We start from the raw sequence: 26455 nt of genomic DNA on the forward strand, positions 1-26455 counted from the left end.
AATGGTTATACTTAAATTAATAGTGTTTCTCCTTTTTTGGACCTTTTTCACAAAGTATTATAGTAGCATTAAAAATAGTGTTATGGAAAAAATACAATCCCTTTTCAGGGGAATTAAATTCACCTTTCAACGAATATATAGATTGTTCAACGTGAAAAAAGATTCACATTATGTTTGGATGGAATTAATTAAATATCATAAAAACTCTGGACATACTTTTGGACAATTTGACAAAGAAAAATATATCGAAGGTGGTTATAAAGTTGATGATACAAACGGTATTAATTTTACACACTCCATTTGCTCAAGTGAATTGATATTTAGTGCAACAATCCTTCAAAGTTTTGATGAAGAATTTACCAATGATATATTAGTTTTAGCTTCCCATTTTAATGGAATTTTAAGATTTGGTGTCGTTAAGGTAAATGTGAAATACAACTATGTTGAATTTTATTATTCTAGGGATTTATTAATTTATTCCTTATTTCCTGAAGAAATAGCACATGATACCTACACTCATTATTATTTAACAAAAGATTGTTTTTGGTCCTTTAGAACTATGATTGAAACTGGAGATAATCCTGTGTTTGTTTTTTCAGAATTTTTGAGAAGGAAAGAGGAGAAAAACAAAAAAGATAACTAACTATTTAGTCACAATTATGGAAGGAATTACTATCAAAATAACGAAAGGTTTTAGAGGTGTTAGTGGTTTTAAAAAAAACACATTTTACGGTTTCCCGTAAGGAAATGCCTCTATAGCTATTTATATTTGGTTCTGTTAAAATCAAATTCTATGACGTCTTCCTTCCCTACTCTATTTGCATTTTACTGCTTGTTATTTTCATTTTCGTTTAGTAGTGTTAAAGGAAAAATTGTTCGATCCAGCTCCGCAGGAATTGAGACGGATGGCATCACCTCCTTACACAAAATGCCCTACGATTCCTCTTTCAACCCTCATCCCTTGGTAGTACAAGAGTTCCACAACCAAAAGTTTGTTTCCCCAAAAAAGAAAAGTAATGCCCGAAAAAGAAAAGGAAAAGCCGCCTTTTCTTCCCAGTAAATTCCTTTTCCAATGCAAGCAACAGTATGGACGTTATTATAGAAAGAAAAGATGGGTGGTTAGCAAAGAGCAACTACCAAACCCCTTTAATTATAAAAAAAGATGACTTGAAGCCCCACTTCCTAACCCAATAATTATCAAAAGTTTAACACTCTAACATGATATATATCAGCCCCTAAGACCTTGATTATGAATAATATTGCAGTACGAAAAAAAGGATTGGATTGAAGGGATTGGTGAGAAGGGAAAACGAAGAGTTTGTTTTATTAAGTCTAATAAAAAAACATTTATTAATACAATTAAACAAATTTAATAAACTAGTAAATAGTTAATATTATTAATGTATCTAAATCAAATAAAAAGAGAATTTTAAAATTATAGTAATGAATAAAAACCGTACAGTTACAATATTGTTAATATTATCAATTTTGGTTTTGCTGTTTTTTAATTGCAAACGTCATGATAGTGATAGTAAAATTGAAAATACTAAAACAAACAAAACTCCAGTAGTTACTTCTATTGACATTTACATAGAAAACTCATTGAGTATGTCAGGTTATATCAATGGAAATACGAGTTTCAAAAATAACATAAGAGAATTAATAACTGAACTTGAGTATTTTTATGGTAAAAACAAAGTGAATCTATTTTTAATTAATTCCGCTATACATCCTATAAATGTGACAAATAAAACCGATTTCGTCACACAATTAAATCCATCTAACTTCAATGTAGGCAAAACTAACGAAAGCAATTTAAATAACGTTTTCAAACAAGTTTTAAATAGGTCTAGTGAAAATAAAATTTCATTTTTAATATCTGATTGTATCTATTCTGTTAGTGGGAATGCTGCTCCTTTATCAGTACAAAAAAACGGTATTAAAAATGCTTTTTTGAATAAATCCAATAATGGAATAAATCTTTCTACTGAAATTGTGAAGTTAAATTCAAGATTTAATGGCATTTATTATGATAAGAACAACGGTAGACATCAATTAAACAACCAAGATAGGCCGTTTTACATTCTTGCTATTGGAGAAATCAATTGTATAAAAAAATTAAACTCAAAAATCCCTTTTGACAATGACCGTTTTGAAGGTTACATTGATAAGCTTATGTTATCTACTAAAAACTTCTCTGATAATTATTATTCTCTTGTTAAAACAAATTCAGATAAAGGAGTATATAGCTTTAGTAATGATAGAACAACGCAAAGTAGGTCTCATAAAAGGGGAATAGAAAATATAAGAAAAAACAACAACCAATTTTCATTTTCAATTGGAGTAGATTTTAGTGATACACCAATCCCATCTAGTTATATTTTAGATAAAAACAATTATAAAATAAGACAGGGAAGTTTTAATATTTCGAGTGTTATAGAGGTAAATGACAATGATTTAAATAGTTTAAAACCTAACTCAATAGCAATGTTAAAAAATAACAATAAAAGAATTACTCATATAATTACTTTCACTAGTACTTCCAATAGTCAAAATGATTTAGAATGTGCTTTAATCTATAAAATCCCAAATTGGGTTTACGATACAAGTATTTTAGATGACACTAGAAAACCTATTAACAAAGATAAAACTTTCGGGTTCAATTATCTAGTTGAAGGCATTAATGAAGCCAACGAATTAATTAGCAAGACCAATAAAACAATATTCACCATTAAAATTAAAATAGAATAAATATGAACGATTTTTTTGTACTTTTTTATGACAACTTATTTGCTAACCAAGACTTTTCTAGTGATTTATATGATAAAGACTTCTTTAGTTTTATTGGCACAATTACCATACTAGTATCGGTTGGTATAATGACACTTTATTATTTTTTACTTTCAAATTACAAAGATTTCTATAAAATTACTGGTTGGCTTACTTCTCTATTAATTGTTGCCATCCTAACCTTCGGAATTACATGGTATTTTGCTTCCGATGAAATAAATTTTATATACAGAGAGTCTGAAAACGGACATCCTTACAACGTAATGGACTTTGTTTTTTTAGCTTTTAGTTTAGCTCTTTATTCAATATTTTTTTCATTTGTAGCTTCACTTTTTCTCAAATTAAAAAGCACTTCTGCTTCTAAAACACCTTTCTAAAATTATGGCAAAATTATATGTATTCGGCATTGGAGGAACAGGGTCGAGAGTAATCAAATCGTTAACCATGCTATTAGCAACAGGAATAGAATGTAATGGATATGAAATTGTTCCTATTATTATAGATCCTGACCAAGCAAATGGCGATGTCACTAGAACTATCGGAATATTAAATAGTTACAAAAATATTAGAGGAGAATTAAGTTTTTCAGATACAAACATAAACAAGTTTTTTCAAGCATCTATAACTGATGCCACTAAAGGTTTTAAGCTTGAACTAAGTAATGTTAGAAACGATAAGTTCAAAGATTATATAGGTTATGCAGGACTTGACACCAATAATAAAGCACTAGCTAATCTATTATTTTCCGAGGATAATTTAAATTCAGACATGGAAGTGGGTTTCAAAGGAAATCCCAATATTGGAAGTGTGGTTTTAAATCAGTTTGATCAATCTCAAGATTTTATAGAATTTGCTTCTTCTTTTGGATCAGGTGATAGAATTTTTATAATAAGTTCAATTTTTGGAGGGACAGGAGCCGCTGGATTTCCGTTATTATTAAAAAACCTACGCAACGGAAGTAATAGAATTCCAAATCAAGCATACTTAAAAGATGCACCAATTGGCGCCATTACAATGTTACCTTATTTTGGAGTAAAACCAGATGAAAATAGCAAAATTGACAAAGCCACATTTATTTCTAAAACAAAATCGGCACTCAACTATTATGACAAAAATGTAAGCGGAACCAATTCAATTAATGCTTTATATTATCTTGGAGATGAACCCAACATGGATTATGAAAATAATGAAGGATCATTTACTCAAAAAAACGACGCTCACTTCTTAGAATTAGTTGCCGCGTTGTCGGTAATTGATTTTGCAAATATTGATTCTAATAAATTAACCAATATAGAAGGTATAGCTGATTCTCCAATTTATAAAGAATTTGGGGTTAAAGTTGATGTTAATGAACTAGAATTTTCAAATCTTGGCGATTTTTCACAAAGTATTCTCAAGAAAAATCTAACACAATATCAATTATTTCAACTGTATTTTTCTAAAAAACTAAAAGAGAATGAAGATAGAAACTGGGCACAGAAGATGGATATGAAAACCTTCTTTGGAAAACCTTTTTATAATGATTTAAAGTTATTCAACAAATCTTTCGTGGAATGGCTACAGGAATTAGAAAAAAACAGAAAAAGTTTCAAACCTTTTAATTTGAATGCCGACGATTCAAATTTATTTCAAATGGTTAACGGAATAAAACCCAAAAAGGGATTATTGGATCAAGGTGGAGACAATTATGGCCGATACAATCACATAATAAGTAAAGAGCACACCCAAATACCTTACAATTCACAGGAGCAATATTTTATCTCTCTTTTTTATAAAGCTACGGAAACATTAGTTAACGAAAAATACAATTTTTAAGATGGCAAAAGTTTTTAGATTTCATACTGACAACAATACAATTGAAGATTGGCAAAATTCTCAATCTTACGGATCAAATGCAATAAATGGCATTCAAGACCCTGAAGGAGGTAAAGCTTCTAAACAAATCACTTCTATCCCCTCCCCTTTTGCCAGAATAGATATAGTCAAAACTGCCTTTGAATATGTAACAAATATTGAATCTTTGGACGGTACAACTATTTATCACAAAATGGTATCGGACAGTTTTGATGTTGCCGAATTATTTTTCAATATAGATAAATTTTCGGATAAACTAAAAATCATAGTTTGGGACCCAAACACCGATTTATCAAATTTATTGAATTCAACAAACGAAAAACATCGATTGTTAGGTAAAACTCTTGACTTATTTCTTAAGCAAGACGCTAAAGCCAATAATTTTGACAAAATGAAACGTTTGTACTTATTGAACTACACCAATGGTCCTGACCAGATGAATATTATTGGGGGTACATCACCTGCAACTTTATTTTTCAATTCTGCAAATGATTTGAGTTATGTAAAAGCTCAATTTGGTAATGATAAAGTATTTGACAACGAGTTCCAACCGCTGTATAAAAGAAATTTTGAATTTCAAAAATACATTTACGGATTACGTCTTTCTAATCCTAATTTTAATTCAGATTTCAAAGCTGTAAACGACTATCTAAATTTAAACTACAGGCAACTTTCACAAGAAGAAAAAAATATCATAAATAATTTAACTGAAGCTGAATTTGAAAATCAATACTGCCTTCAACAAATAAATGAAGGTAATCAGGTGGAAATATTAGGTATGCCACTTCGAAAAAAAGTAGAATCTTTAGAAAGTATTGAAAAAGCAAGTGGTTTCACAATTGAAAGTTCTATTTATGACGACATAAAACCTTTGGTTTTACCTATTGATACCCTTACTGAGTCCATTAAATACATATCAGCCAACTGGGATTGCAACAATAAAGTACCATTTTTTGATAATGAATCACTTGAAAACAGAAAATTACCTTTTGAGGGAACTAAATATCCATACTTAACCGTTGGTGATTTTTTAGAAGATTACATCATCGCTACACCCTACCCAATAGACAACACGAAGTATTTCACAGCGAATTTAAATGGAGATTCTAAAAAAGGATATTTACTTCCTATAAAAGAATTATTTTTTAAGTTTTTCGATTCATCCTTTTTGATGGGACATATGCATGATGGCAAGAAAAACTTTGAAATTAAAGAAGGAATTCAAAATAGCATAACGGCAATTTTGAGAATTCCAATCAAAGACAAAAAATATATTACCTATACCAAAATTTATAAGCGCCCAATTGAAGAGCATCAAATGGCAGAAATAGATCAGGAGCGTAATATAGGGGCAATTATTGAAAATAGGTTTAACATCACAATTTATCCATTTCATAAATCTATCCAAGGAAATCCATCCTATCGCGTAGGAATCATGAATGTTGATAATCATCCACAATACCAGCATAGTGAATACAATTTCACCTTTTACAACCAAAAAGGAAAATTAAACTCTACTATTCATAAAACAAGACGAAGTAATAGAGCCAAAGGAGACGAATTAACTTCTGATTATTTTATTCTAGCAGACAATTTTAACTATATAAGAGTTGAACACCAATGGGCCAATGGAATCTTGATACCGCTTTTAAAGGAACAATATGGGGTTGGTAAATTTACATTTGCTGTTGATTTTGGAACAACCAACACACATATAGAATACAAAAAAGATGGTGGACATCCAATTGCATTTGAAATTTCTGATAACGATGCACAAATTGAGCCCCTATTCTTATGGAATGATTATACACAAGGCTTATTCAATCAATCGACTTTAGGTCTATTTAATGACAATTTAGAAGATGAACAAATTCCAAAAAAAATTAACTTTTTCCCAACGAGAACTGTTTTGAGTTCGAATGAAGAATTAAATTATAATCAAGCTGTACATACTTTAGCTGACACAAACATCCCTTTTTATTATCAAAAAAAGATCTCTAGAAAAAATACTGTAATTACATCCAATCTAAAATGGGATACAGTCGAGTTTAACGAAAAAAGAGTAGAATCTTTTCTTGAAAAAATTATACTGCTAGTCAGAAACAAAGTAATTTTAGAAAAAGGTGACCTTGATCAAACGGAATTAATATGGATGTACCCTACGAGTATGTCAACCTACAAAGTAAATCAATTTCAAAACATTTGGATTAAACTGTTTAACAAGCATATTAATAAAAATGAACCGATTAGGGTTTCTGAATCACTAACACCTTTTTACTATTATAGAAATGAAAAAGGGGTAATGGCTGGTCAAAACTCTGTACTTTCTATTGATATAGGAGGTGGCACAACTGATGTAGTAATATATAAAGATAACCAACCTTGTTTGGCTACTTCTTTCCGCTTTGCCGGAAATGCTTTATTTGGAGATGCTTTTGGGGATAGAAATGCCAATATGAGTGGATTTGTTCAACATTTTATTATTAAATATAAAAATTTATTAAGTGAAAATCATTTGATTAAATTATCTGAAGTTTTCGATCAATTAATATATAATAGAAAATCAGAGGAAATTATTTCATTTCTATTCTCTCTAGAAAATAATGAAGAAGTTAATGCAAAAGCACTTGATATTTCATTTACGAATGATTTATATAAAAACAGTGAATTTAAAATAGTAATAACTTTATTTTATGCTGCGATTATCTATCATATCGCCACAATTTTAAAGAAAAAAGATATTGTTTTCCCAAGATACATAACTTTCAGTGGGACTGGATCTAAAATAGTAAATTTAATTGGTAATCAAAGTACCCTACAAAAATTATCACAAATTATTATAGAAACAATCTTAGAAAATAAAGACAATACCAAAATAGATATTAAATCAGTAAACAATCCTAAAGAAATTAGTTGTAAAGGGGCATTGTATCAAACGCCACAGGATCGTCAAATTAATATGAAAGAGATAGAGTACACACATGTATCTAATGATGCAACTGTAACTACTGAAAAACTTAAATATTCTGATTTAAACGATTCAATTTACAATACTTCTAAGCAAGAATTTTTTGAATTTATAGATTGTTTTTTTCAAATAAAAGACAAATTTAATTTCAAAGACGAGTTAGGAATTAATCCAACCAATTTTGAAAAGTACAGAGAATATTTGGTAGAAGATACCATTGACAATCTAAAAAAAGGGGTAGAAGTCAAAAAAAGGGAGTTAAATGGAAATGTAGATGAAATTCTTTCTGAAACATTGTTTTTCTATCCAATTATAGGTGGCCTCAATAACCTTGCCTATAAAATTCATCAAGAACTTAGTTAATAGAATAATTTACACTTTGACTGCTTAACAAAGCAGTCAAAGTATTACCCAAAAACAATATTTATGAAAAAAACTATTTATTTATTTTGTTTGTTATTTTCGACCTTATATAGTATTGCACAGGATAAGCTTGACAAAGTAAAGTTTGAAAAAATTGTAGATTACATAACATGTATTTGTATTAATGATGCATTAGGAAATGGCCAAAAAAATTGCAATGAAAACATTATCACTTTAGATGAAATTGACAAATCAGAAGTAAAAACTATAGAATTATTTAATGAATTTCAGACTCTTAAAAAAAGTGGAGACAAAAACGAACGAACAATTTCATTTATAAATAATCAACTATTTTATTCAACTAAATATCAAAAAATTAAATCTTTTGCCGGAAAAAGAAAAGGCAAAAATATAGATGATATTAAAAGTAAAATCAATAGTAAAATTGAAGAACTTCAAGATAATTCTATTGTTAGTCAATCCACACATTCAAATACAACTAAAGAATTTGAAACTACAAAAAATTATCAGTATTCTGCTAATATTACCCCTACAGAAAGCAATAAAAAATCAAGCTATTTAGACACCTTTTTAATTTATTTTCCTCAAGCCATCTTGTTATTGTTGATTTTAGTGCAATTTTTATTTTTCAATAAAAAAATTAAAAAAATTAATAGTGAAATTATTGAGTTGAAAGGAATAAAAGATAAAAAAAATAACACCTTGGATATACAACCAAGTCATTCATTTCAATCAAGTTTTTTTGAGGAGAAGTTTAGAGATGTTTATAACAAAATTGATAATATTAACAATGAATTACTAAAAAAAATAAATGCATTTGAAAGAAATATTGAAAGTAAAGAAAATTTAATTAAAGAATCTAAAGAGTCAACCACTATTCAGCCAAAGATTGATAATTCTGATCCCTACTTTAATTCCTTTTATAAGCATGCACCTGACCAAAATGGGTTTGATACAAAATTTGATGTCCCATTAAATGATGCAGTATTTAAGTTTATTATTGACAAAAATAATCCAAACAAAGCAACTTATGAATTGATTAATGAGCCAAAACAAAAACAATTGATTCTAAATTATCCAAATAAATACATTAAACCTGTTTTTGAAGAAATTAATGCCTTAAATCAAAACGCACGAAATTTAATTGTTACCCCTGGAGTAGTAGAAAAAAGAAACGATTTTTGGGTAGTTACACAAAAAGCAAAAATTAAATACGAATAATATGAAGGAGCATGAACATGATATCATAATTGGACTATTAATTTTAGTCATTGTGACCATACAAATTATTGTATTTAGAATTACATTAAAAAAAATTGTACAATATAAAGCAATAATACCAAGTCAAAATAATTTCAAAACTATAAAGGTATTTATTCCAGAAAGCAAGATTGATACTATTGATTTAAAAGAAATCTATATGAGTTTAGATCAAAAGCATATAGACAATACTTTATTTGAAAATAAAACAAATAAAGATGCAATACCAATAAATCCAAGAATAAATGATATTGAAAAGGAATTGGGTTCTGATGAAAACATTAACCTACCTTACAATATAAAAGTTGAAGTAAGCACTAAAAAGGTGGTGTTGAATCAACCCATTACGGTCAAATACAGTATGAACAAGGAGGTCAGCATTGTTGCATTTAAGCCTTTTGAAGGTTTTGAAATGATAAATAAACCAAAATTAGAACATAATGATCTATTAATTGATGAAAAAGTGGTTAATGTAAAAAGTTTCACATATATGCTCAAACCAATTAAAACTGGAATTTTAAAAATTGAAAAAGTTTCTTTTCGTTTCAAAGATGTAATAATCGAATCAAAGGAAATTAATGTTGTAGTTAAGGAAGCATAGTTTTAAAACTGTAAATAATATGCAAGAAAAAAATATAGAAATGACTTTGGTCATATCTGATGAACATAATGAAGAACTAGGCAATATAATTGAATCAGTCAATACCTATTTAATTCGAAACAAAGGAGCTGTAAGCGATTTTAATCTAATAAAAGATATTGTTGATCGTAATTGTGATGCCGTTGATGAAGAAATTAATACATTACTTTCCATACCTCTGTATTTAGGATTAATGGGAACAATGGCTGGAATCATAATTGGTCTTTTTTTTATGCCTGAAATGAAGGATGATAATTTTGATAAGGCAATTGATATGCTTATTGGTGGAGTCAAAATTGGAATGATTGCCAGTTTTATTGGCCTTTTCATGACGGTGTATCTATCTGGATGGTACTACAAAGGTGCTAAATCAGTTGTGTTAAAACATAAAAACGATTTTTATTCTTGGATTCAAACCCGATTACTTCCAGTACTTTCCAACAATACAACCTCAAGTATCTATGCTTTGCAGTCTAACTTATTAAAATTCAACGATACTTTTTCAATTAATGTGCAAAATTTCAATGGCGTATTAACCAAAGTATTGCATTCATTCGACAGCCAAGTAGGATTAATGAATGAATTAAAGGAAATTGATGTTGCTCAATTAGCAAAATTAAATGTAAACGTTTTACAAGAATTGAGAACCAGTACTAAAGAATTTGAAAAATTTAACACATATCTTAACCAAGTGAATTCTTTTGTTGATAATGCACAAAAATTAAATTTTCAAATAAGCAATCAATTAGAGCGAACACAAACTATACAAACAGTTGCCGAATCTATAGGTACAAACATTGATGTAAATAAAGAATTGATTGGTGTTTTACAATCTGAATTGAGAGAAGTAGCGAATAGAAAACAATTTGTTGCTGATGCAGTTATCGATGTAGATGATTCGATAAAGAAAAGTCTAGAAGAATTAAAAAAACATATCAGTGCTCAAATAGAATCTATTCGAAATATTACCATTAAGGAAGAAAGTTTCTTAGAAAATTTATTAGGGGAAGATAGAGGAAATTTAAATGAATTAAAAAAACTAGCTCATTTAGACAAAACAATGTCTAAAATTGAAAAAGGCACATCGGAACAAAATAGAAAATTAGTGGCTTTAACAGATGGTATCTCAGAATTAACTCAAGTTCTTAAAAACCAACAGGAAAATACAAGTCCTAAATTAGAATTCGAAATTCCAAAAAAAATAGTCTACTTTACTTATGCTTTTTTAAGTACCGGTACTACGATTGGTCTTGGCTATGTATTATGGACACTTTATAAACTAATACGATAATGTCAAAAAGAGCTAAAATTTTCTGGACGAGTTATGCCGATTTAATGACTAGCTTATTTTTTATTATGTTGGTTTTATTTGTGCTTACTATTTCTTGGATGAAAAAGGAACAAAAAGCAACAAAAGATCAGTTAAATAAAATTAAGCAAATTGAAAAAACTGTTGAAAACATAAACAGAGAATACTTTAAATACGAAGAAGAATACAAAAGATATAAACTAATGATTGATGTCAATTTTTCTAGCAATAGTTCCAATATTAGAGATATTCCTGTAAGTTTAAGGGCCGATTTACTCAATGCAGGAAAGAAATTGTATGAAAAAATGATGGAGCTAGAAAAAGTCAAAGAAGTTGATTTTTTGTTAATTATTGAAGGTAACGCTCAAAAATATAATAGTAATTATATAAAAGCTCCGGATGTAGGTTACAATTTGAGTTATAACCGTTCTTTATCATTAGTTAATTTTTGGAAACAAAACGGTATTGATTTTTCTGAATTTGATAACTGTGAAATGTTAATAGTAGGAAGTGGATATTTTGGTAAAAACAGAGAATCCAATGAAGTTGAAAATAGAAAATTTACTATTCAAATTACTCCTAAAATACGTTTAGAAGATTTAAATAATACTAAAAAGAACTAGAATGAATAAATTTGTTTTGATTGGAGTTGCTTGTTTATTTTGTCTTTTTTTAATGTGTCCTCGTAAACATCGCGACAAAACAACAACTTACAATACAACCAATGAAAGAAAGTCTGTTGAAAGAAAAAAAAGTAATAAAACAAGGAATTATAGCAATTCCAATCAAGGAAGCAGCAGCATTCAAATGATTAAAGAATCAGGAGTTTATATGATTCCTGTAGAAATTAACGGAAGTTCAATGAAATTCATATTTGATACTGGTGCATCTGACATAACAATATCTGAAACTGAAGCCATGTTTTTATACAAACAAGGAACACTTGAAAAAGAAGATATTTTAGGTACTCAACAATATCAAATTGCTGATGGATCTATTGCAGAGGGGACAATTATAAATTTAAAAACGGTAAAAATTGGGAACAACCTTTTAAACAATGTAAAAGCTTCAGTAGTTCACAATAATGATGCACCATTATTATTGGGCCAATCTGCACTTGCTCGTTTTGGAAAAGTTTCAATTGATTACAAAAAAAACAAAATTACTTTTGAATAAACAACAATGATCCCTTTAAAATTAACAAATCTATTTAAACAAGCAAGTCGTTTTGTTTGTACTCATCCAAAAATATCCATAATCATAGGAATATTTGTGCTTATATTTATTATTAGTTTAATTTTCTATTTTTTAGAATCTAATAAAAAGGTAGTAAATGTCAAACAAAAAACCATCAATCTCCTAGCGATTACCTCACTTGGACTGTTAATCACTTTTTTTATTGTTTTTAAGAGAAATGATCGAAATGCGAATGACTTGGAAAACCTGAATATGACAAATACTGACTATGTTTTTGGCATTGATTTATCGCATTATCAAGGGAACATCAACTGGAAAAAATTTGAGCAAACCCATCATCCTATAGAATTTATCTTCATAAGAGCTACAATGGGAACTAATTCCAAAGATAGAAAGTTTGAGGAATATTGGAATCATCTTAAAAAAACCAATTATATTATTGGAGTCTACCATTATTACCGCCCAAATCAGGATCCAGTTGCTCAATTTGAAAATTTCAAAAATCAAGTAAGGTTATCTGAAGGAAATTTGATACCTGTTTTAGATATAGAAAAGCAAAGCATACATGGTAATAAAAAGTTAGTAGAAGGGTTAAAAAAATGGTTAGAGTTGGCTGAGGAACATTTTGGAGTTAAGCCCATCATCTATACTGGACATAAGTTTTATACCAGTTATCTACAAAGAGATTTTAATGATTATCCACTGTGGGTTGCTTCGTATAGTAGAAAAACAGAATCTTTACATTTAAGATGGGATTTTCATCAATTCACGGATAAAGTCAGAATTAAAGGCATCGATTATCCTGTTGATGGAAATAATTTTAGAGGGTCGTTATCTAATTTAAAAAGTACATTTTGTTTTTAATTGAGTACAGAGTTTAACACAAAAAATTTGTTGTATTACCTCTTGTAGTAAATTTTATTTTATGCTTAGACTTTTCTATATTCTATTTCTCCTCCTCACCTCCCTCTCTTTTGCTCAAATCAAACTTGTCTCTTGGAACATTGAAAATTTGGGGAAATCGAAATCGGTAAATGAGGTGGCGTTTATGGCGCAAACCTTAAAGGATTTTGATCTCGTGGCTATTCAAGAAGTAGTGGCTGGTGATGGTGGGGCTCAAGCTGTGGCGTTGTTGGCAGACGAATTGAACCGAAAAGGAGCAAAATGGGACTATGTCATTAGCAACCCAACCAGTAGCAGTGCCTACAAAACCGAGCGCTATGCGTTTCTTTGGAAAACAGCGCAGCTCCAAAAAATCGGGCGCCCGTGGTTGGAACAGCGCTACCATTTAGCCATTGACCGCGAACCTTTTTATGCCACTTTTGCCTACCAAAAGAAACTATTTACTGTGGTGAATTTTCACGCCATTACCAAAAGCAAACAACCGGAAACTGAAATCAAATATTTCAAATTCTTACCGGCTCAGTATCCTCAATTGAATCTGATTTTTGTAGGCGACTTCAATTGTCCCCAATCGCATAGTGTTTTTAACCCTTTAAAAAAAATGGGGTATACCTCACTACTGCGCAATCAAAAAACATCGCTAAAAAAACAATCCAAAAACGGGCAACATCTTGCCTCTGAATTCGACAACATGTGGTATTCCAAACCGGTTCAAAAGAAAAACGGAGGGGTCATTCATTTTTACAAAAGCTTTCCTTCTTTGCAAGAAGCTAGGAAAATCTCCGACCACATTCCGATTTGGATGGAATTGGATCTTTAATACCACAGACCGTTTCAATTGGGATTGTAATTGAATATAGATAGGGAGAAATTCCAAAATTCAAATTCCAAAATAAAAATTCCAAAACAAGAGAGTCAAGAGAAGAAAATTCCAAATTCCAAATTCCAATACGGAAGGCTATTGATTAGGTTTTTAACTTTTTTTTCTTTGCGGCGGGAAACAAAACATTGTTTAAGATTAGCCGATATCCTGGTGAATTGGGATGCAAATCAAGAACCGTTGCAGGATCGCCGACTTGGTGTTGGAAATCCTCTGGATCATGTCCGCCATAAAAGGTAAACATGCCTTTTCCTTTTTGGCCGTGAATATAGCGTGCTTCACCATTGAGTTCACAACTCCCTAACACAAGGATATTCGATTTGACCAATTCAGCATCGAAAGCGGTTGTTTGCCCCATAAATCCTTTAATCAATTGGGTATGATTCTGACATAACATACTGGGTATGGGGTCCCACTTGGCAGAAAATTCCATTAAGGTAAAATAATCTTTCTCCATCGGAATCTTTCTCCTTCCAGTCATATCAATATCTGAAAATTCATAAAACTCGGGGCGGCGTTCCAAAGTAAAATTTTTGAAAGCAAAAGAATGCTCATACTTTAATTGGGATTGATAGTTCGGAGTACTGGCATCACCGTCAAACATTGCTTCACAAATATCAATTCCATGAGCTGCTAAGGCAATATCGAAACTGTCGGTTGCGGAACACATGGCAAACATAAATCCCCCTCCAATTACAAAATGGCTAATTTTTTGTGCCACAGCTCCTTTTTCTTCGGATACCTTAGTATACCCCAACTTCTTTGCCAAAGCTTCGGCCTCTTTTTTTTGATCAATGTACCAGGGCGTATTCTTATAAGCTCCATAAAATTTACCATATTGACCGGTAAAATCTTCATGATGCAAATGTAACCAATCGTACAACAGCAATTGATCGGATAAAACTTCTTCATCATAAACTGCTGTAAATGGAATCTCAGCATAAGTTAGCACTAGCGTCACAGCATCATCCCAAGGTTGCTTCCCTTTTGGCGTATATACCGCAATTTTTGGCGCTTTCTCTAACAAAACCGATTCCATATTTTGGGAAGGACTTGCAATGAGATTCAGCAAATCGGTTTCCTCACTATCCGATAACACTTCAAAGCTCACGCCTCGAATTTGGCATTCTTTCCTGATTTCTGGGGCATCTGGCAGCAAAAAAGAGCCACCTCTATAATTGAGCAACCAACTGGCTTTGTAGTTTTTATCCAAACACCAATAGGTGATGCCATACGCTTTTAAATGATTTTGCTGGGCCGTTTCGTCCATGGGCAATAAAAGAAATCCCGCTTTGCCAACAACGGAAACCAATAATGCTATACCAATAAAAAATGATTTGATGGTCATACAAATGTTACTAAATCTCAAAGATAAAAGTAATAATTAATATATAAGAGCTTTTACAAAATACTTACAGGGCAAATGCATGAGTTAAAAAAAAATGACCACGAATTTCAAGAAAGCGGAAAAACTTTGACGGCAGTACGGCTAACTTTATTACCGCTGATGCGCTGATTTTCAAAGAATAAAAAAAGTTAGATAGGATGACACTACTACCCACTACTATTTGTGATAGTAAAATTTGTGTTAGTTTGTGTAATTGCTTCGCCTATTCGCTATCCCTCGGTTGTGGGTAATTATTATTCTAAACTCATGAGTTTGCTCTGAAAATACTTACTTTTTATAACAACTCCTATCTCCTTTTATTTAAACCCAGATTCCGCATTAGAAATCTACTACAACTAAATTACTTCACCATTTTTTTATTTTTTAGAGGAGTTCAGTGAATGAATTTCTTCTTCAAAAGCAAGAGCTTTTTTCACGAGTTTATATTTTTTGAGAGGAGTTCAAGATACGCTACGCTTGATTCTCCTATTTTTAAATTCAAAATACAAAAGTATTAGCTCATTGGTATATATTTTACAGAGGTATTCGCTGAACGTTGTTTCATTCTTCAATAATAGTCCGTGAGCTCTTGCTTTTATTGAATAATTCAGTTTCGCTACGAAGTCTAATGCGGAATCTGGGTTAAAAAAACTACAATTGATTCAAAATCAGGTAGAATTGCGTATTTCCATTTTAAACGATACTTCTACATTTGAACTATAAATAAAAAAACTATGAGATACATTATTAACCACCTAGATCAAAACCAAATCGATTTGGAAAATTCAAACACTTTTAGAAAAATAGGCATTGTTTTGCTCATCATTCTTTTGATCAGCTTTTATGTTTTATCTTTTCAATTTCTCTTGAGTTAAAGCCTCTTTTCACAAGAGTAAAAGCTGTTTTTTTTTCACAATCCAACCTACTTATTTACTCAAATAAATAATTAAAAGATTGTATTATGAAAAAGATTGTTTTACCATTAGTTGTTTTGTTGTTGACTACTATTATGTATAGTCAAAAAACTTATTTTATTGAAATTGATGATAGCGCTTCACTTTCTGCTAAAAAAAATGAAGGAATTGCTCTCCACAAGAACAGCAATTACAAAAATGATGCGTCTGCCGAAGGAACGGTAAAAAAATTAGAAGAAGCATTTTTACACTTCAACTCAAACATTACCTATACTGAAGGTGAAGCTGTGGTGGTAAAAATTTACTGTGCCAAAGGAGAATTAAATGCATACTATGATGCGAATTTAGTTTTACAGCGCGTTGAAGAAACGTATAAAGCGATTCAAATACCCAGCAAAGTTAGAGCTAGTGTGAGCCGAAATTACCCAGGATGGTCCATAGTAAATAGTAAGTATTTTTATAATCAAGAACAAGAAACCGTCGAAAAACAAGAATATTGGGTAAAAATTCAAAAAGACGGCCTCAAACAAAAAGTAAGAATGAATCCTGAGGGAGCAATTTTAAAAGAATAAAGAATTGTTTTGAATAGTAATTGGTGAGAGGATAACTGAAAATCAGTTATAATTTCACCAATTCGTTTTGTATAGCATACACTACCAGTCCTGCCACATTTCTTGAATCGGTTTTAAGCAGTAAATTATTTCGATGTCCTTCTACAGTTCTTGGACTGATGAATAACACTTCGCCAATTTCGGCGGCATTTTTTTGCAGACAAATCAATTGCAATACTTCAATTTCTCTTTCAGAGAGCAATGATTTATCCAAACTGCATTTTAATTTATTCCCAGACAATACTACTTCTTGAACCACTTTAAGTACTTGTTCAGAATAATAAAATCCCTTGGAATACACTTCATTTATGGTTTTAATTAATTCTGTAGGAGAACCATTTTTAACCATATAAGAAACGGCACCCACATCTATCATATTCGCAACAAACGACTTGGTATCATAGCTGGTTAAGGCTATAATTTTAATATCTGGAAATTCTTTATGTATGATTTTAGTGACCTCTACTCCATTCAAACCAGGCATCTTTAAATCCGTAATGACAATATCAGGCAATACCTCAGTGGTATTCAGGAAATCAATCAATTCCTGACCGTTGGAGGCTTCATGAACAATGTCAAAATTAGCCTCGCGTCCTAAAATGAACGACAAGCCTTTTCGAAACAATTCTTCATCGTCAACTAATACTATTTTAATGGTTTGATTCATACTTAAAAAACAAATTCAACTTGTACTCCTTGATTTACTTCTGATTGAAAAGACAAACTTCCTTTCAAAAAAGAAATTCTACTCTCTATATTTTTCAATCCTAATCCTTTTTGATGTGCTTCATTGGTTTCATCAAAACCAACTCCGTTATCGGTATACAAACATTTAGTATAGTGGCCCTGTTGCACAAAACTAACGGTCATATTTGTGGCTTTTCCGTGTCTAATGGAATTATTTAATAGTTCTTGCAGAATTCTAAAGACATGCAAATGTCTTCGCGTTTCAGCTTCATCGAATGTGACTTCGTTATTATACACCACTTGAACTCCTTTGGCAGAGCTAAACTCCATACACAACTCTTCTACACCTGCATCTAATCCAAATTTCTCTAACACTGGGGGCAATAAATCATGCGCAATCTTTCTTGAATTTTCTAGAGCCTTTCCTGTCAAGGTGATGACATTCGATTTAATTTCCTCTAATTCTTTTAATGAGAGATTTGGTGTAGTTAACAAATGGGCATTCAAAGCCACTACATTCAGCTTTGAACTAATATCATCGTGCAAGTCTTGGGCAATGCGTTTTCGTTCCGTTTCTTGCGTTTCGATCATGGCTTTCAAAAGCTCCTTCTGATGGGCTATTTCACTATTTTTCTTTTCAATTTCTTTTTGAATGATTTTTTTTCTAGAAAAATAGAAGAATACAATCAGTACCACTGCCAAAATCATAAAAAAGAAGGACGTATATAAAATAACTAGAACAATTTCTTTTTCTGAAATGGAGGCTGTTTCCATGAAATAAGTGGTATTTAATTATGCACTACTAAAAGTCAAAAGTAGTGTATTTATCATAAAACCGCACCCATTTCAATTAAAAAACTAGGGCAAACTCCCTATTTTTTTTTTTCACATGGCTAACTTTGTTTACCGCTGATGCGCTGATTTTCAAAGATTAAAAAAAAAGTTAGATAGCATTGCAACTTGGCGACTTGGCGAGAAATAAAATGACACAGATTACACAAATTAACACAAATTTCAAGAAAGTGGAAAATCGTTGATGGCAGCTTGGCTAACTTTGTTTACCGCTGATTCGCTGATTTTAAAAGATTAAAAAAGTGTTAGATAGAATGACACTACTACGCACTACTATTTGTGATAGTAAAATTTGAATGACACGAATTGTATCTTTCTTTGGCAGATTTGTGCTATTTATGATACTCTAATTTGTGTTAGTTTGTGTAATTGCTCCGCCAATTCGATAACGCTCAGGTTGTAGCTAACTTTATTTTTTTTAACTCATTCGTTTGCCTTTATAAAAAAATAAGGCTATTCGTTTTTAGTAGTAAAATAACTCACTTTCCATTCGTATAAAATAAAAAGATGATAAATAATTATCAAAATGGCATTCAAATTCCATGTAATTAACTTCATACTATTTGATAAGTTAATCGTTAAGCCACCTACTAAATAAAGAATAGTACTACTGCATAAATAAAGAAGAAGTCCTATCGTAAAAAAATAATATACTTTTTTACCTGTCAACATATTGTACAAATGCATCAAAGCAAACAGTATCGTTGCCAAGCAAGTTATGGCAATTTCGAACAAATTGAATTTGAATAATTGGTCTGGTTCCCTCATTATTTGTACCAACAGTAACAACAAAACGATCACTACGCTGCTCTTTACCACTTTTTCTTGTGTTTTATTTTTAAGAATGGAGGCATAAAACAATCCCAACAAAACCATATCTCCAATAAAAAAGAAGTTCATCACGATCAAATTGTCTTTATGCAGCATGTACAACAGATGCATGACTGCATTCATGAGAAAGTTAAAGTACAAATAGACCATAAAAAAACCATTAGCTTTTTTTCCTTGAAAAAAACTAATGGTATATAATGCAACATTTAGTACTAAAAAAAAGTACCCAACGTAAACACAATATCCATAAAATCCATTCATATTACGTATTCATTGGACTATTGGGGTCTCCATTTGGCGGACATGGTACAGTACCATCATACACAATTTCGGTATCGCCAGATTCCGCATTTCCAATTCCATTTGGGAAAACATCTACATAAATCCCTGTTTTGCTATCCAAGACTGTTCCTACCAACATCAAGGTTTCTTCACCTGCATCATTAATGCCTTTGTAAGCACGAACAGCATCAATTTTTTGATCCATTACTTTTTGTAAAGATTCCAGCGGAATTAAATAAGCATCGACTTTTTTTGAATTGTCTTCTGCCTTTGGTGCTTTGTATTTTTTTACCCATTCTTGTGCGGTTGGTAAGGTGATTTCAATTTTTCCAGGAAATTTTTCTTCGGTCATAGTGTTACTAAATTTTATAGTTCATAATAGTTTAGGCTAAAATAAAACTTTTTTAGCTTTCAAAAGATACAATTAGGAAGAATTTTCTTTTGAAAAAATATTAAAACGGTACGTCGCTATCGTCTTCTGGATCATTATTGAAAGTACTTCCAAAAGCTTCATTGGGCGAAGGTAGATTTTTGGTAAAATCCTCATGATTCATACTCGAGGGCAAATCATCATAACCGCTACTATAATCCTCTAAATTGTCAAATTTACCAAGACTACCTACGAATTTCAATCGTACGTTTTCTAGTCCACCATTTCTATGCTTCGCAATGATAAATTCGGCTTGTCCTGCTGTAGGTGATTGCTCTTCATCGTCCCATTCATCAATTTTATAGTATTCGGGACGATAAATGAAAGAAACAATATCCGCATCTTGCTCAATCGCACCCGATTCACGAAGATCCGAAAGCAAAGGACGTTTACTAGAACCACGAGTCTCCACCGCACGCGATAATTGTGAAAGGGCAATTACAGGCACGTTCAATTCTTTTGCTAAAGCTTTTAAATTTCTAGAAATGGTTGAAATCTCTTGTTCACGGTTTCCGCCTCCTTTTCCGTTACCTCCAGCAGTCATCAGCTGCAAATAATCGACAATAATCAGTTTGATACCATGTTGAGAGGCCAAACGACGGCATTTCGCACGCAAATCAAAAATAGAAAGCGAAGGAGAATCATCTATAAACAAAGGCGCTTTCTCTAGATTCTTCACTTTGGTACTCAATTGCTCCCACTCGTGTTTTTCGAGCTTACCGGTACGTAGTTTTTCGGAAGACAATCCCGTTTCGGAGGATATCAAACGCGTGATTAACTGAACGGATGACATCTCTAGCGAAAATACGGCTACTGGTTTTTGAAAATCAATTGCAATATTTCTAGCCATCGATAATACAAAAGCCGTTTTACCCATACCTGGACGAGCCGCAATAATAATCAAATCCGAAGGTTGCCAGCCCGAAGTTACTTTGTCTAGCTTTTCAAAACCAGTGGCCACACCACTCAAACCTTCTTGACCCGCAATTTCTTCGATTCGCTTTTTGGCTTGGAGTACTAAACTTTGTGCCGTTTCCGAACTACGTTTCACATTTCCTTGAGTAACCTCGTATAATTTGGATTCGGCTTTGTCTAACAAATCGAATACGTCGGTTGTTTCATCATACGATTCTTCGATAATTTCAGATGAAATACGAATTAAACTACGTTGAATGTACTTCTGCAAAATGATTCTCGAATGGAATTCGATATGTGCCGAAGACGATATTTTTTGGGTGAGCTGAATAAGGTAAAAATCACCACCTGCAAGCTCTAATTTGGCGTTCTTTTTGAGTTGAGCCGAAACTGTTAATAAGTCAATTGGTTGTGACTCAGTAAAGAGTTGTACAATCGCCTCAAAAATATGTTTGTGGCCCTCTTTGTAAAAGGCATCGGGTTGTAAAATATCAATAACCTCATCTACACCTTTTTTATCGATCATCATTGCACCTAACACGGCCTCCTCTAAATCGAGGACCTGTGGCGGTAACTTTCCTTTTTCCAGGTTAATAATAGTGGATTTATCCACTTTGATAGGGCTTATTGCTTTAAAATTTTCCATGCAGCGAATTTAGAAAAAAATAGAAATGTTGCGCTATAGAGTTATTACAAAAATATGTTTATAACTAATAGTTTTTTGTTGATAACCATAAAAAAAGTCCGAAACCCAAAGGCTTCGGACTTTAAAATATTTTGTAAGATATTATTCTTTAAAATGACCCATTTTACTGTATTTATCCATCCTTTGAGCGATTAAATCGGCTGTTGATAAGTCTTTCAATTCGTTATATCCTTTCAAGATATAATGCTCTACCGTTTTAAATGTTGTCTCTCTATCATAATGGGCTCCACCCAATGGTTCAGGAATGATATCGTCTACTAGTTTTTGCTTTTTCATATCTGAAGAAGTCAATTTCAAAGCCTCGGCAGCTTGCTCTTTGTACTCCCAACTTTTCCATAAAATAGACGAACAGGATTCTGGTGAAATTACAGAATACCAAGTATTTTCCAACATGTAAACGCGATCACCAACGCCAATTCCAAGAGCTCCACCAGAGGCCCCTTCACCAACGATTACTGTAATGATAGGCACTTTTAATCGTACCATTTCAAAAATATTTCTTGCAATCGCTTCTCCTTGCCCTCGCTCTTCCGCTTCCAAACCTGGATATGCACCGGGAGTGTCAACTAGTGTCAACACAGGAATGCCAAATTTTTCAGCCATTTTCATTAATCGAAGGGCTTTGCGATAGCCTTCAGGATTGGCCATACCAAAGTTGCGGTATTGACGGGTTTTGGTATTGTATCCTTTTTGTTGTCCTACAATCATAAAGGATTGTCCACCTATTTTTCCTAAACCACCAATCATCGCTTTATCATCTTTAAAACCACGATCCCCGTGTAATTCCAAAAAGGTATCACCACAAAGTGCTCGAACATGGTCTAAAGTATAAGGGCGATTTGGATGTCTGGACAGTTGTACACGTTGCCAAGCCGTCAAGTTCTTATAGATATTTTTTTTGGTCTCTACTAACTTCTTGTTAATTTCATTACAAGTTGCGGTAACATCAACCTCTGACTCTTTACCGATAATGACGCATTTTTCTAACTGCTCCTCTAATTCTTTTATGGGTAGCTCAAAATCTAAATATTCCATAGGATTTTTGCGTTTGTATAATTTTGTAATTGGATGTGCAAATGTAAAAATTTAAAATCGTTTCAAAAGATTATTTTTTATTTAACTCGCAATTAAATCATAATTAGCTATTGTTTTTGCCTTTTTCCAGATAGTGCTTAATGACTCCGTTTAGTATTACGGTGATCACTATTATCAAGGCGCCGATATAAAATTCGGTACTCATTTTTTCCTTGCCTCCAATAATAAAATAGGCTAAAATAATACCATAAACAGGCTCCAAATTGGTGGTAAGCATCACAGTATAAGGCGTTAATCGTCGCATCACTTTTACCGATGCCGTAAAAGCATAAGCGGTACAAATCGAAGCTAAGAGCAAGATCAGAATCCAATTTTTTGGAGTTAAAATAAAAAAATCTGCCGAAAAGGAACCATTAAAAATAAAGTAAATACTTATAAAAACAAAGCCAGATAAAAATTCATAAAAGGCAATAACCGATGGTTCATGGTGCTCAATTAATTTTCCGTTAAATAAGGTAAACACTACCCCTAAAACAATTGAAACTAACGCTAACAACATTCCATGCAAATAATTGATTTCAACTTGCAAAATCAAAGCCAAACCTGCAATAATTACTAAACCGAAAAACACTTCATACCAAAGGATTTTTCTCCCATAGAAAAGAGGTTCTAAAATGGAAGCAATAAAAGCACCTAAAGAGAACACAGATAAGGTTATAGAGACAGTTGAGACTTTTATCGATTCAAAGAAAGTTATCCAATGTAAAGCAATTAGCAATCCAACAAAAATCAATTTCAGTACTGCACTAAAGGAAATTTGAAAAGGAATTTTCTTCAACAACAAAAAGCTTCCTAAAAAAAGAGCGGCAAATAACATTCGATACCAAACTAAAAAATCGGCATTGATGGTAATTAAGGCACCTAAAACGGCTGTAAAACCCCAAATAAAAACAATTAAATGAAGGTTCAAGTAACTTTTTAACTTATCGTTTGGCATTGCGTAATAAATAAATGGCTAATATTCCGAAAAAAATGTTGGGCAACCATACAGCTAATAAAGGAGAAAAAGAAGATTTCTCAGCTATGGTACCAAATATTTTATCAAAGAAAACAAAGGCAAAAGCAATTGCAATTCCGATGGCTAAATTGGTACCCATGCCGCCTCTGCGTTTCATAGCAGAAACCGAAACTGCAATTACCGTAAGAATAAAGGCTGAAACCGGTACACTGTATTTTTTATATAAGACTACTAAATAGGTATTGATTGTAGAGGATCCTCTTTTACGTTCTTTTTCAATAAAAGCATTGAGTTGCGAAAGATTCAAGGTTTCTGCAATATATACAACTGGAGTAAGGTCTTCTAAATCAAAAGCAAAGTGAAATTTTTTCTCAGGAGCTTTCTCAATCACGTCGCCCATTGTACCAACAGTTCGTTTCGTATAATCATACAACGTGTAGGTACTATCTTTTGGATTCCACTTGATTCTACTCGCCGTCATTTTAGACACCAGCTGTTCTTTTTTGAACTTCTCTAGCGAAAAATTAAAAGCCATTTTGGTTTCTGGATTAAAACTATTCACATAAATGAATTCGTGATCGTTAATTTGTCGGTACACATCGGTATTGTCCCCACGCATGGCTTCTTTCCCTCCTCCTTTTAGGTAAGTGTACCTAAAATTATTAAATCCTTCGCTGGCAGAGGGCACCAAGAAAAAGCCCATCAACAACACCAAAACAGACACGATGGAAGCTCCAATAATATAAGGACGTAAAAATCGAGTAAACGAAATACCAGAGCCTAAAATGGCAATAATTTCAGTATTATTGGCCAATTTGGAAGTAAACCAAATGATTGACAAAAACAAAAATATCGGAAAAAGTGAATTGGCAAAATAAATGGTAAAATTATAATAATAGGTCGCTATATCCCAAAACGGAATTTTGTTCTCTAGCATTTTATTGATTTTCTCCGAAACATCAATTACTATTCCAATCGGGATAAATAATAATAACATTACAGCAAAAGTCGCCAAGTAGCGCTTGAGAATGTATTTGTCAATTATGGTCAATTTCATTTCTTAAAGTTAGAGGTTAGAGGTTAGAAGTTAGAGGCTAGAAATTTGTTGGTCTCCCGACACTTCTAATTTCTAACTTCTAACTTCCTATTTTTTTTATAATCTCTGGCTCATGTTTTTGACCATCATTTCTTTCCAAGGTCTAAAATCGCCCGCTAAGATATGTTTTCTTGCCTCACGAACCAACCACATATAGAATCCTAAATTATGAATCGTAGCAATTTGCTTTCCAAGCATTTCATTCGAAGCAAACAAATGGCGTAAGTAAGCTTTAGTATAAAAAGTATCTACATAAGTAATTCCCATTTCATCAATTGGAGAAAAATCGGATTCCCACTTTTTATTTTTAATATTGATAGACCCATTGGCGGTAAACAACATTCCGTTTCTAGCGTTACGAGTAGGCATCACACAATCGAACATATCGATTCCTAAAGCAATGTTTTCCAAAATATTAATTGGTGTTCCCACCCCCATCAAATATCTCGGTTTGTCTTCGGGCAAGATTTCGCATACCACTTCGGTCATCGCATACATTTCTTCTGCAGGCTCTCCTACTGAAAGTCCACCGATAGCATTACCTTGTTGTCCCGCATTGGCAATGTATTCTGCGGATTGGCGGCGTAAATCCTTATACGTACTTCCTTGTACAATAGGGAAAAACGACTGCTCAAATCCATATTTATAAGGCACTTTTTCCAAATGCTTGATACAACGATCCAACCAACGGTGCGTCATGTGCATGGAACGTTGTGCGTAGCGATAATCACAAGGGTAAGGCGTACATTCATCAAAAGCCATGATAATATCTGCTCCAATAGTACGCTGAATCTCCATTACATTTTCAGGGGTAAAAATATGATACGACCCATCAATATGTGACTTGAACTTGACCCCTTCTTCTTTAATTTTTCGGTTGGCAGACAAAGAATAGACTTGATATCCTCCAGAATCTGTCAAAATAGGACGTTCCCAATTGATGAATTTATGCAAACCACCCGCTTTTTCCAAAATATCGGTTTGCGGACGCAGGTATAAATGATAGGTGTTTCCTAAAATAATATCCGGATTAATATCGTCTGCCAATTCGCGTTGATGCACTCCTTTTACCGTTCCTGCAGTTCCCACAGGCATAAAAATAGGGGTTTCAATTACCCCGTGATCGGTAGTAATACTACCCGCTCTTGCTTTAGACTGTGTATCTTTTTGTAATAAATCAAATTTCATCTCTCTCGTTTTTCTCCCGACCGTTCGGGACGGCAAAGATAATTTATTTCAGATTTACGAATTAGGATTTACGATTTTATTTAACAATGCTATCTTTTGGGCGTATCACCACCTCCGCAAGCTACGGTGCTGTCGGGCTGTACACTATATCTCTTGGGTCGAACCCCGCCACAAGAGGATGCCGCTTCCATCCCTTACGCATCTGTAGAAACCCTACACATAAACTACAACATATTATCAATACATATAATATTGAAACAGGTCTAGATCTATCCCTACGAGAATCCAAAAATTATTTAATTGTGTAACAATTGTTAC

At 32.3% G+C, this 26455-nt stretch carries 24 protein-coding genes; 14 read left to right on the forward strand and 10 right to left on the reverse strand.

Annotated elements, in window-relative coordinates:
* Positions 1–82: 82 nt before the first annotated feature.
* The 13 genes from ACSVH5_RS11755 to ACSVH5_RS11815 all read left to right on the forward strand — a co-directional run bounded on the left by ACSVH5_RS11755 (position 83) and on the right by ACSVH5_RS11815 (position 14125).
* Positions 83–643 carry a hypothetical protein gene (locus ACSVH5_RS11755; protein WP_438061615.1) on the forward strand — a complete coding sequence of 187 codons (561 nt, stop codon included), beginning with the start codon at positions 83–85 and terminating at the stop codon, positions 641–643.
* Positions 644–793: 150 nt separating this feature from the next.
* Entirely contained in the window at positions 794–1060 is a 267-nt protein-coding gene (locus ACSVH5_RS11760) for a hypothetical protein (protein WP_438061616.1), read from the forward strand.
* A gap of 383 nt (positions 1061–1443) precedes the next feature.
* Positions 1444–2751 carry a hypothetical protein gene (locus ACSVH5_RS11765; protein ID WP_438061617.1) on the forward strand — a complete coding sequence of 436 codons (1308 nt, stop codon included), beginning with the start codon at positions 1444–1446 and terminating at the stop codon, positions 2749–2751.
* A 2-nt stretch (positions 2752–2753) separates the two neighbouring features.
* Entirely contained in the window at positions 2754–3167 is a 414-nt protein-coding gene (locus ACSVH5_RS11770; RefSeq protein WP_438061618.1) for a hypothetical protein, read from the forward strand.
* 4 nt (positions 3168–3171) lie between these two features.
* The gene (locus tag ACSVH5_RS11775; RefSeq protein WP_438061619.1) at positions 3172–4605 is read left to right on the forward strand and encodes a hypothetical protein; all 1434 of its coding nucleotides are present in this window, start codon (positions 3172–3174) and stop codon (positions 4603–4605) included.
* 1 nt (position 4606) lies between these two features.
* Positions 4607–7975, forward strand: a complete 3369-nt coding sequence (locus tag ACSVH5_RS11780) for a hypothetical protein (RefSeq protein ID WP_438061620.1) — start codon at positions 4607–4609, stop codon at positions 7973–7975.
* A 63-nt stretch (positions 7976–8038) separates the two neighbouring features.
* The gene (locus tag ACSVH5_RS11785) at positions 8039–9217 is read left to right on the forward strand and encodes a hypothetical protein (RefSeq protein ID WP_438061621.1); all 1179 of its coding nucleotides are present in this window, start codon (positions 8039–8041) and stop codon (positions 9215–9217) included.
* A 1-nt stretch (position 9218) separates the two neighbouring features.
* Positions 9219–9857 carry a BatD family protein gene (locus ACSVH5_RS11790; RefSeq protein WP_438061622.1) on the forward strand — a complete coding sequence of 213 codons (639 nt, stop codon included), beginning with the start codon at positions 9219–9221 and terminating at the stop codon, positions 9855–9857.
* A 19-nt stretch (positions 9858–9876) separates the two neighbouring features.
* The gene (locus tag ACSVH5_RS11795) at positions 9877–11187 is read left to right on the forward strand and encodes a hypothetical protein (protein WP_438061623.1); all 1311 of its coding nucleotides are present in this window, start codon (positions 9877–9879) and stop codon (positions 11185–11187) included.
* A complete protein-coding gene (locus ACSVH5_RS11800) occupies positions 11187–11828 on the forward strand; it encodes a hypothetical protein (RefSeq protein WP_438061624.1) in 642 nt (213 codons plus the stop codon). The genes ACSVH5_RS11795 and ACSVH5_RS11800 overlap by 1 nt, the downstream gene beginning before the upstream one ends.
* Before the next feature lies 1 nt (position 11829).
* A complete protein-coding gene (locus tag ACSVH5_RS11805; RefSeq protein ID WP_438061625.1) occupies positions 11830–12381 on the forward strand; it encodes a retropepsin-like aspartic protease family protein in 552 nt (183 codons plus the stop codon).
* A 6-nt stretch (positions 12382–12387) separates the two neighbouring features.
* On the forward strand, positions 12388–13266 hold the full coding sequence (locus tag ACSVH5_RS11810) for a glycoside hydrolase family 25 protein (protein ID WP_438061626.1): 879 nt from the start codon (positions 12388–12390) through the stop codon (positions 13264–13266).
* A gap of 61 nt (positions 13267–13327) precedes the next feature.
* Entirely contained in the window at positions 13328–14125 is a 798-nt protein-coding gene (locus ACSVH5_RS11815; protein ID WP_438061627.1) for an endonuclease/exonuclease/phosphatase family protein, read from the forward strand.
* 145 nt (positions 14126–14270) lie between these two features.
* On the opposite strand, the gene ACSVH5_RS11820 is transcribed toward ACSVH5_RS11815, so the two are convergent.
* Positions 14271–15533 (reverse strand): asparagine synthetase B, encoded by a 1263-nt coding sequence (locus tag ACSVH5_RS11820; RefSeq protein ID WP_438061628.1) that lies wholly within the window; start codon positions 15531–15533, stop codon positions 14271–14273.
* A gap of 1000 nt (positions 15534–16533) precedes the next feature.
* Between ACSVH5_RS11820 and ACSVH5_RS11825 the strand changes: the two genes are divergently transcribed.
* Positions 16534–17058, forward strand: a complete 525-nt coding sequence (locus tag ACSVH5_RS11825) for a hypothetical protein (protein WP_438061629.1) — start codon at positions 16534–16536, stop codon at positions 17056–17058.
* Between the two features lie 46 nt (positions 17059–17104).
* Here ACSVH5_RS11825 and ACSVH5_RS11830 read toward each other — a convergent pair whose 3' ends face one another.
* The 9 genes from ACSVH5_RS11830 to tgt form a co-directional block, all read right to left on the reverse strand.
* Positions 17105–17764, reverse strand: coding sequence for a response regulator (locus tag ACSVH5_RS11830; protein ID WP_438061630.1), 660 nt, complete (start codon positions 17762–17764; stop codon positions 17105–17107).
* 2 nt (positions 17765–17766) lie between these two features.
* Entirely contained in the window at positions 17767–18558 is a 792-nt protein-coding gene (locus ACSVH5_RS11835; protein WP_438061631.1) for a sensor histidine kinase, read from the reverse strand.
* 531 nt (positions 18559–19089) lie between these two features.
* The gene (locus ACSVH5_RS11840; RefSeq protein WP_438061632.1) at positions 19090–19590 is read right to left on the reverse strand and encodes a hypothetical protein; all 501 of its coding nucleotides are present in this window, start codon (positions 19588–19590) and stop codon (positions 19090–19092) included.
* A 139-nt stretch (positions 19591–19729) separates the two neighbouring features.
* Positions 19730–20101 carry a hypothetical protein gene (locus tag ACSVH5_RS11845; protein ID WP_438061633.1) on the reverse strand — a complete coding sequence of 124 codons (372 nt, stop codon included), beginning with the start codon at positions 20099–20101 and terminating at the stop codon, positions 19730–19732.
* 100 nt (positions 20102–20201) lie between these two features.
* Positions 20202–21740 (reverse strand): replicative DNA helicase, encoded by a 1539-nt coding sequence (dnaB, locus tag ACSVH5_RS11850; RefSeq protein ID WP_438061634.1) that lies wholly within the window; start codon positions 21738–21740, stop codon positions 20202–20204.
* A gap of 141 nt (positions 21741–21881) precedes the next feature.
* Complete coding sequence (locus ACSVH5_RS11855; protein WP_438061635.1) at positions 21882–22835, reverse strand: acetyl-CoA carboxylase carboxyltransferase subunit alpha; 954 nt, start codon at positions 22833–22835, stop codon at positions 21882–21884.
* Between the two features lie 103 nt (positions 22836–22938).
* Positions 22939–23832: a DMT family transporter gene (locus tag ACSVH5_RS11860; RefSeq protein WP_438061636.1), complete on the reverse strand. Its 894-nt coding sequence runs from the start codon at positions 23830–23832 to the stop codon at positions 22939–22941.
* Positions 23819–24910 carry an LptF/LptG family permease gene (locus ACSVH5_RS11865; protein ID WP_438061637.1) on the reverse strand — a complete coding sequence of 364 codons (1092 nt, stop codon included), beginning with the start codon at positions 24908–24910 and terminating at the stop codon, positions 23819–23821. The genes ACSVH5_RS11860 and ACSVH5_RS11865 overlap by 14 nt, the downstream gene beginning before the upstream one ends.
* Positions 24911–25006: 96 nt before the next feature.
* The gene (gene tgt, locus ACSVH5_RS11870) at positions 25007–26137 is read right to left on the reverse strand and encodes a tRNA guanosine(34) transglycosylase Tgt (RefSeq protein ID WP_438061638.1); all 1131 of its coding nucleotides are present in this window, start codon (positions 26135–26137) and stop codon (positions 25007–25009) included.
* Positions 26138–26455: the final 318 nt, after the last annotated feature.

The organism is Flavobacterium sp. RSSA_27, from assembly GCF_051547125.1.
In the GTDB taxonomy this organism is placed as follows: Bacteria; Bacteroidota; Bacteroidia; order Flavobacteriales; family Flavobacteriaceae; genus Flavobacterium.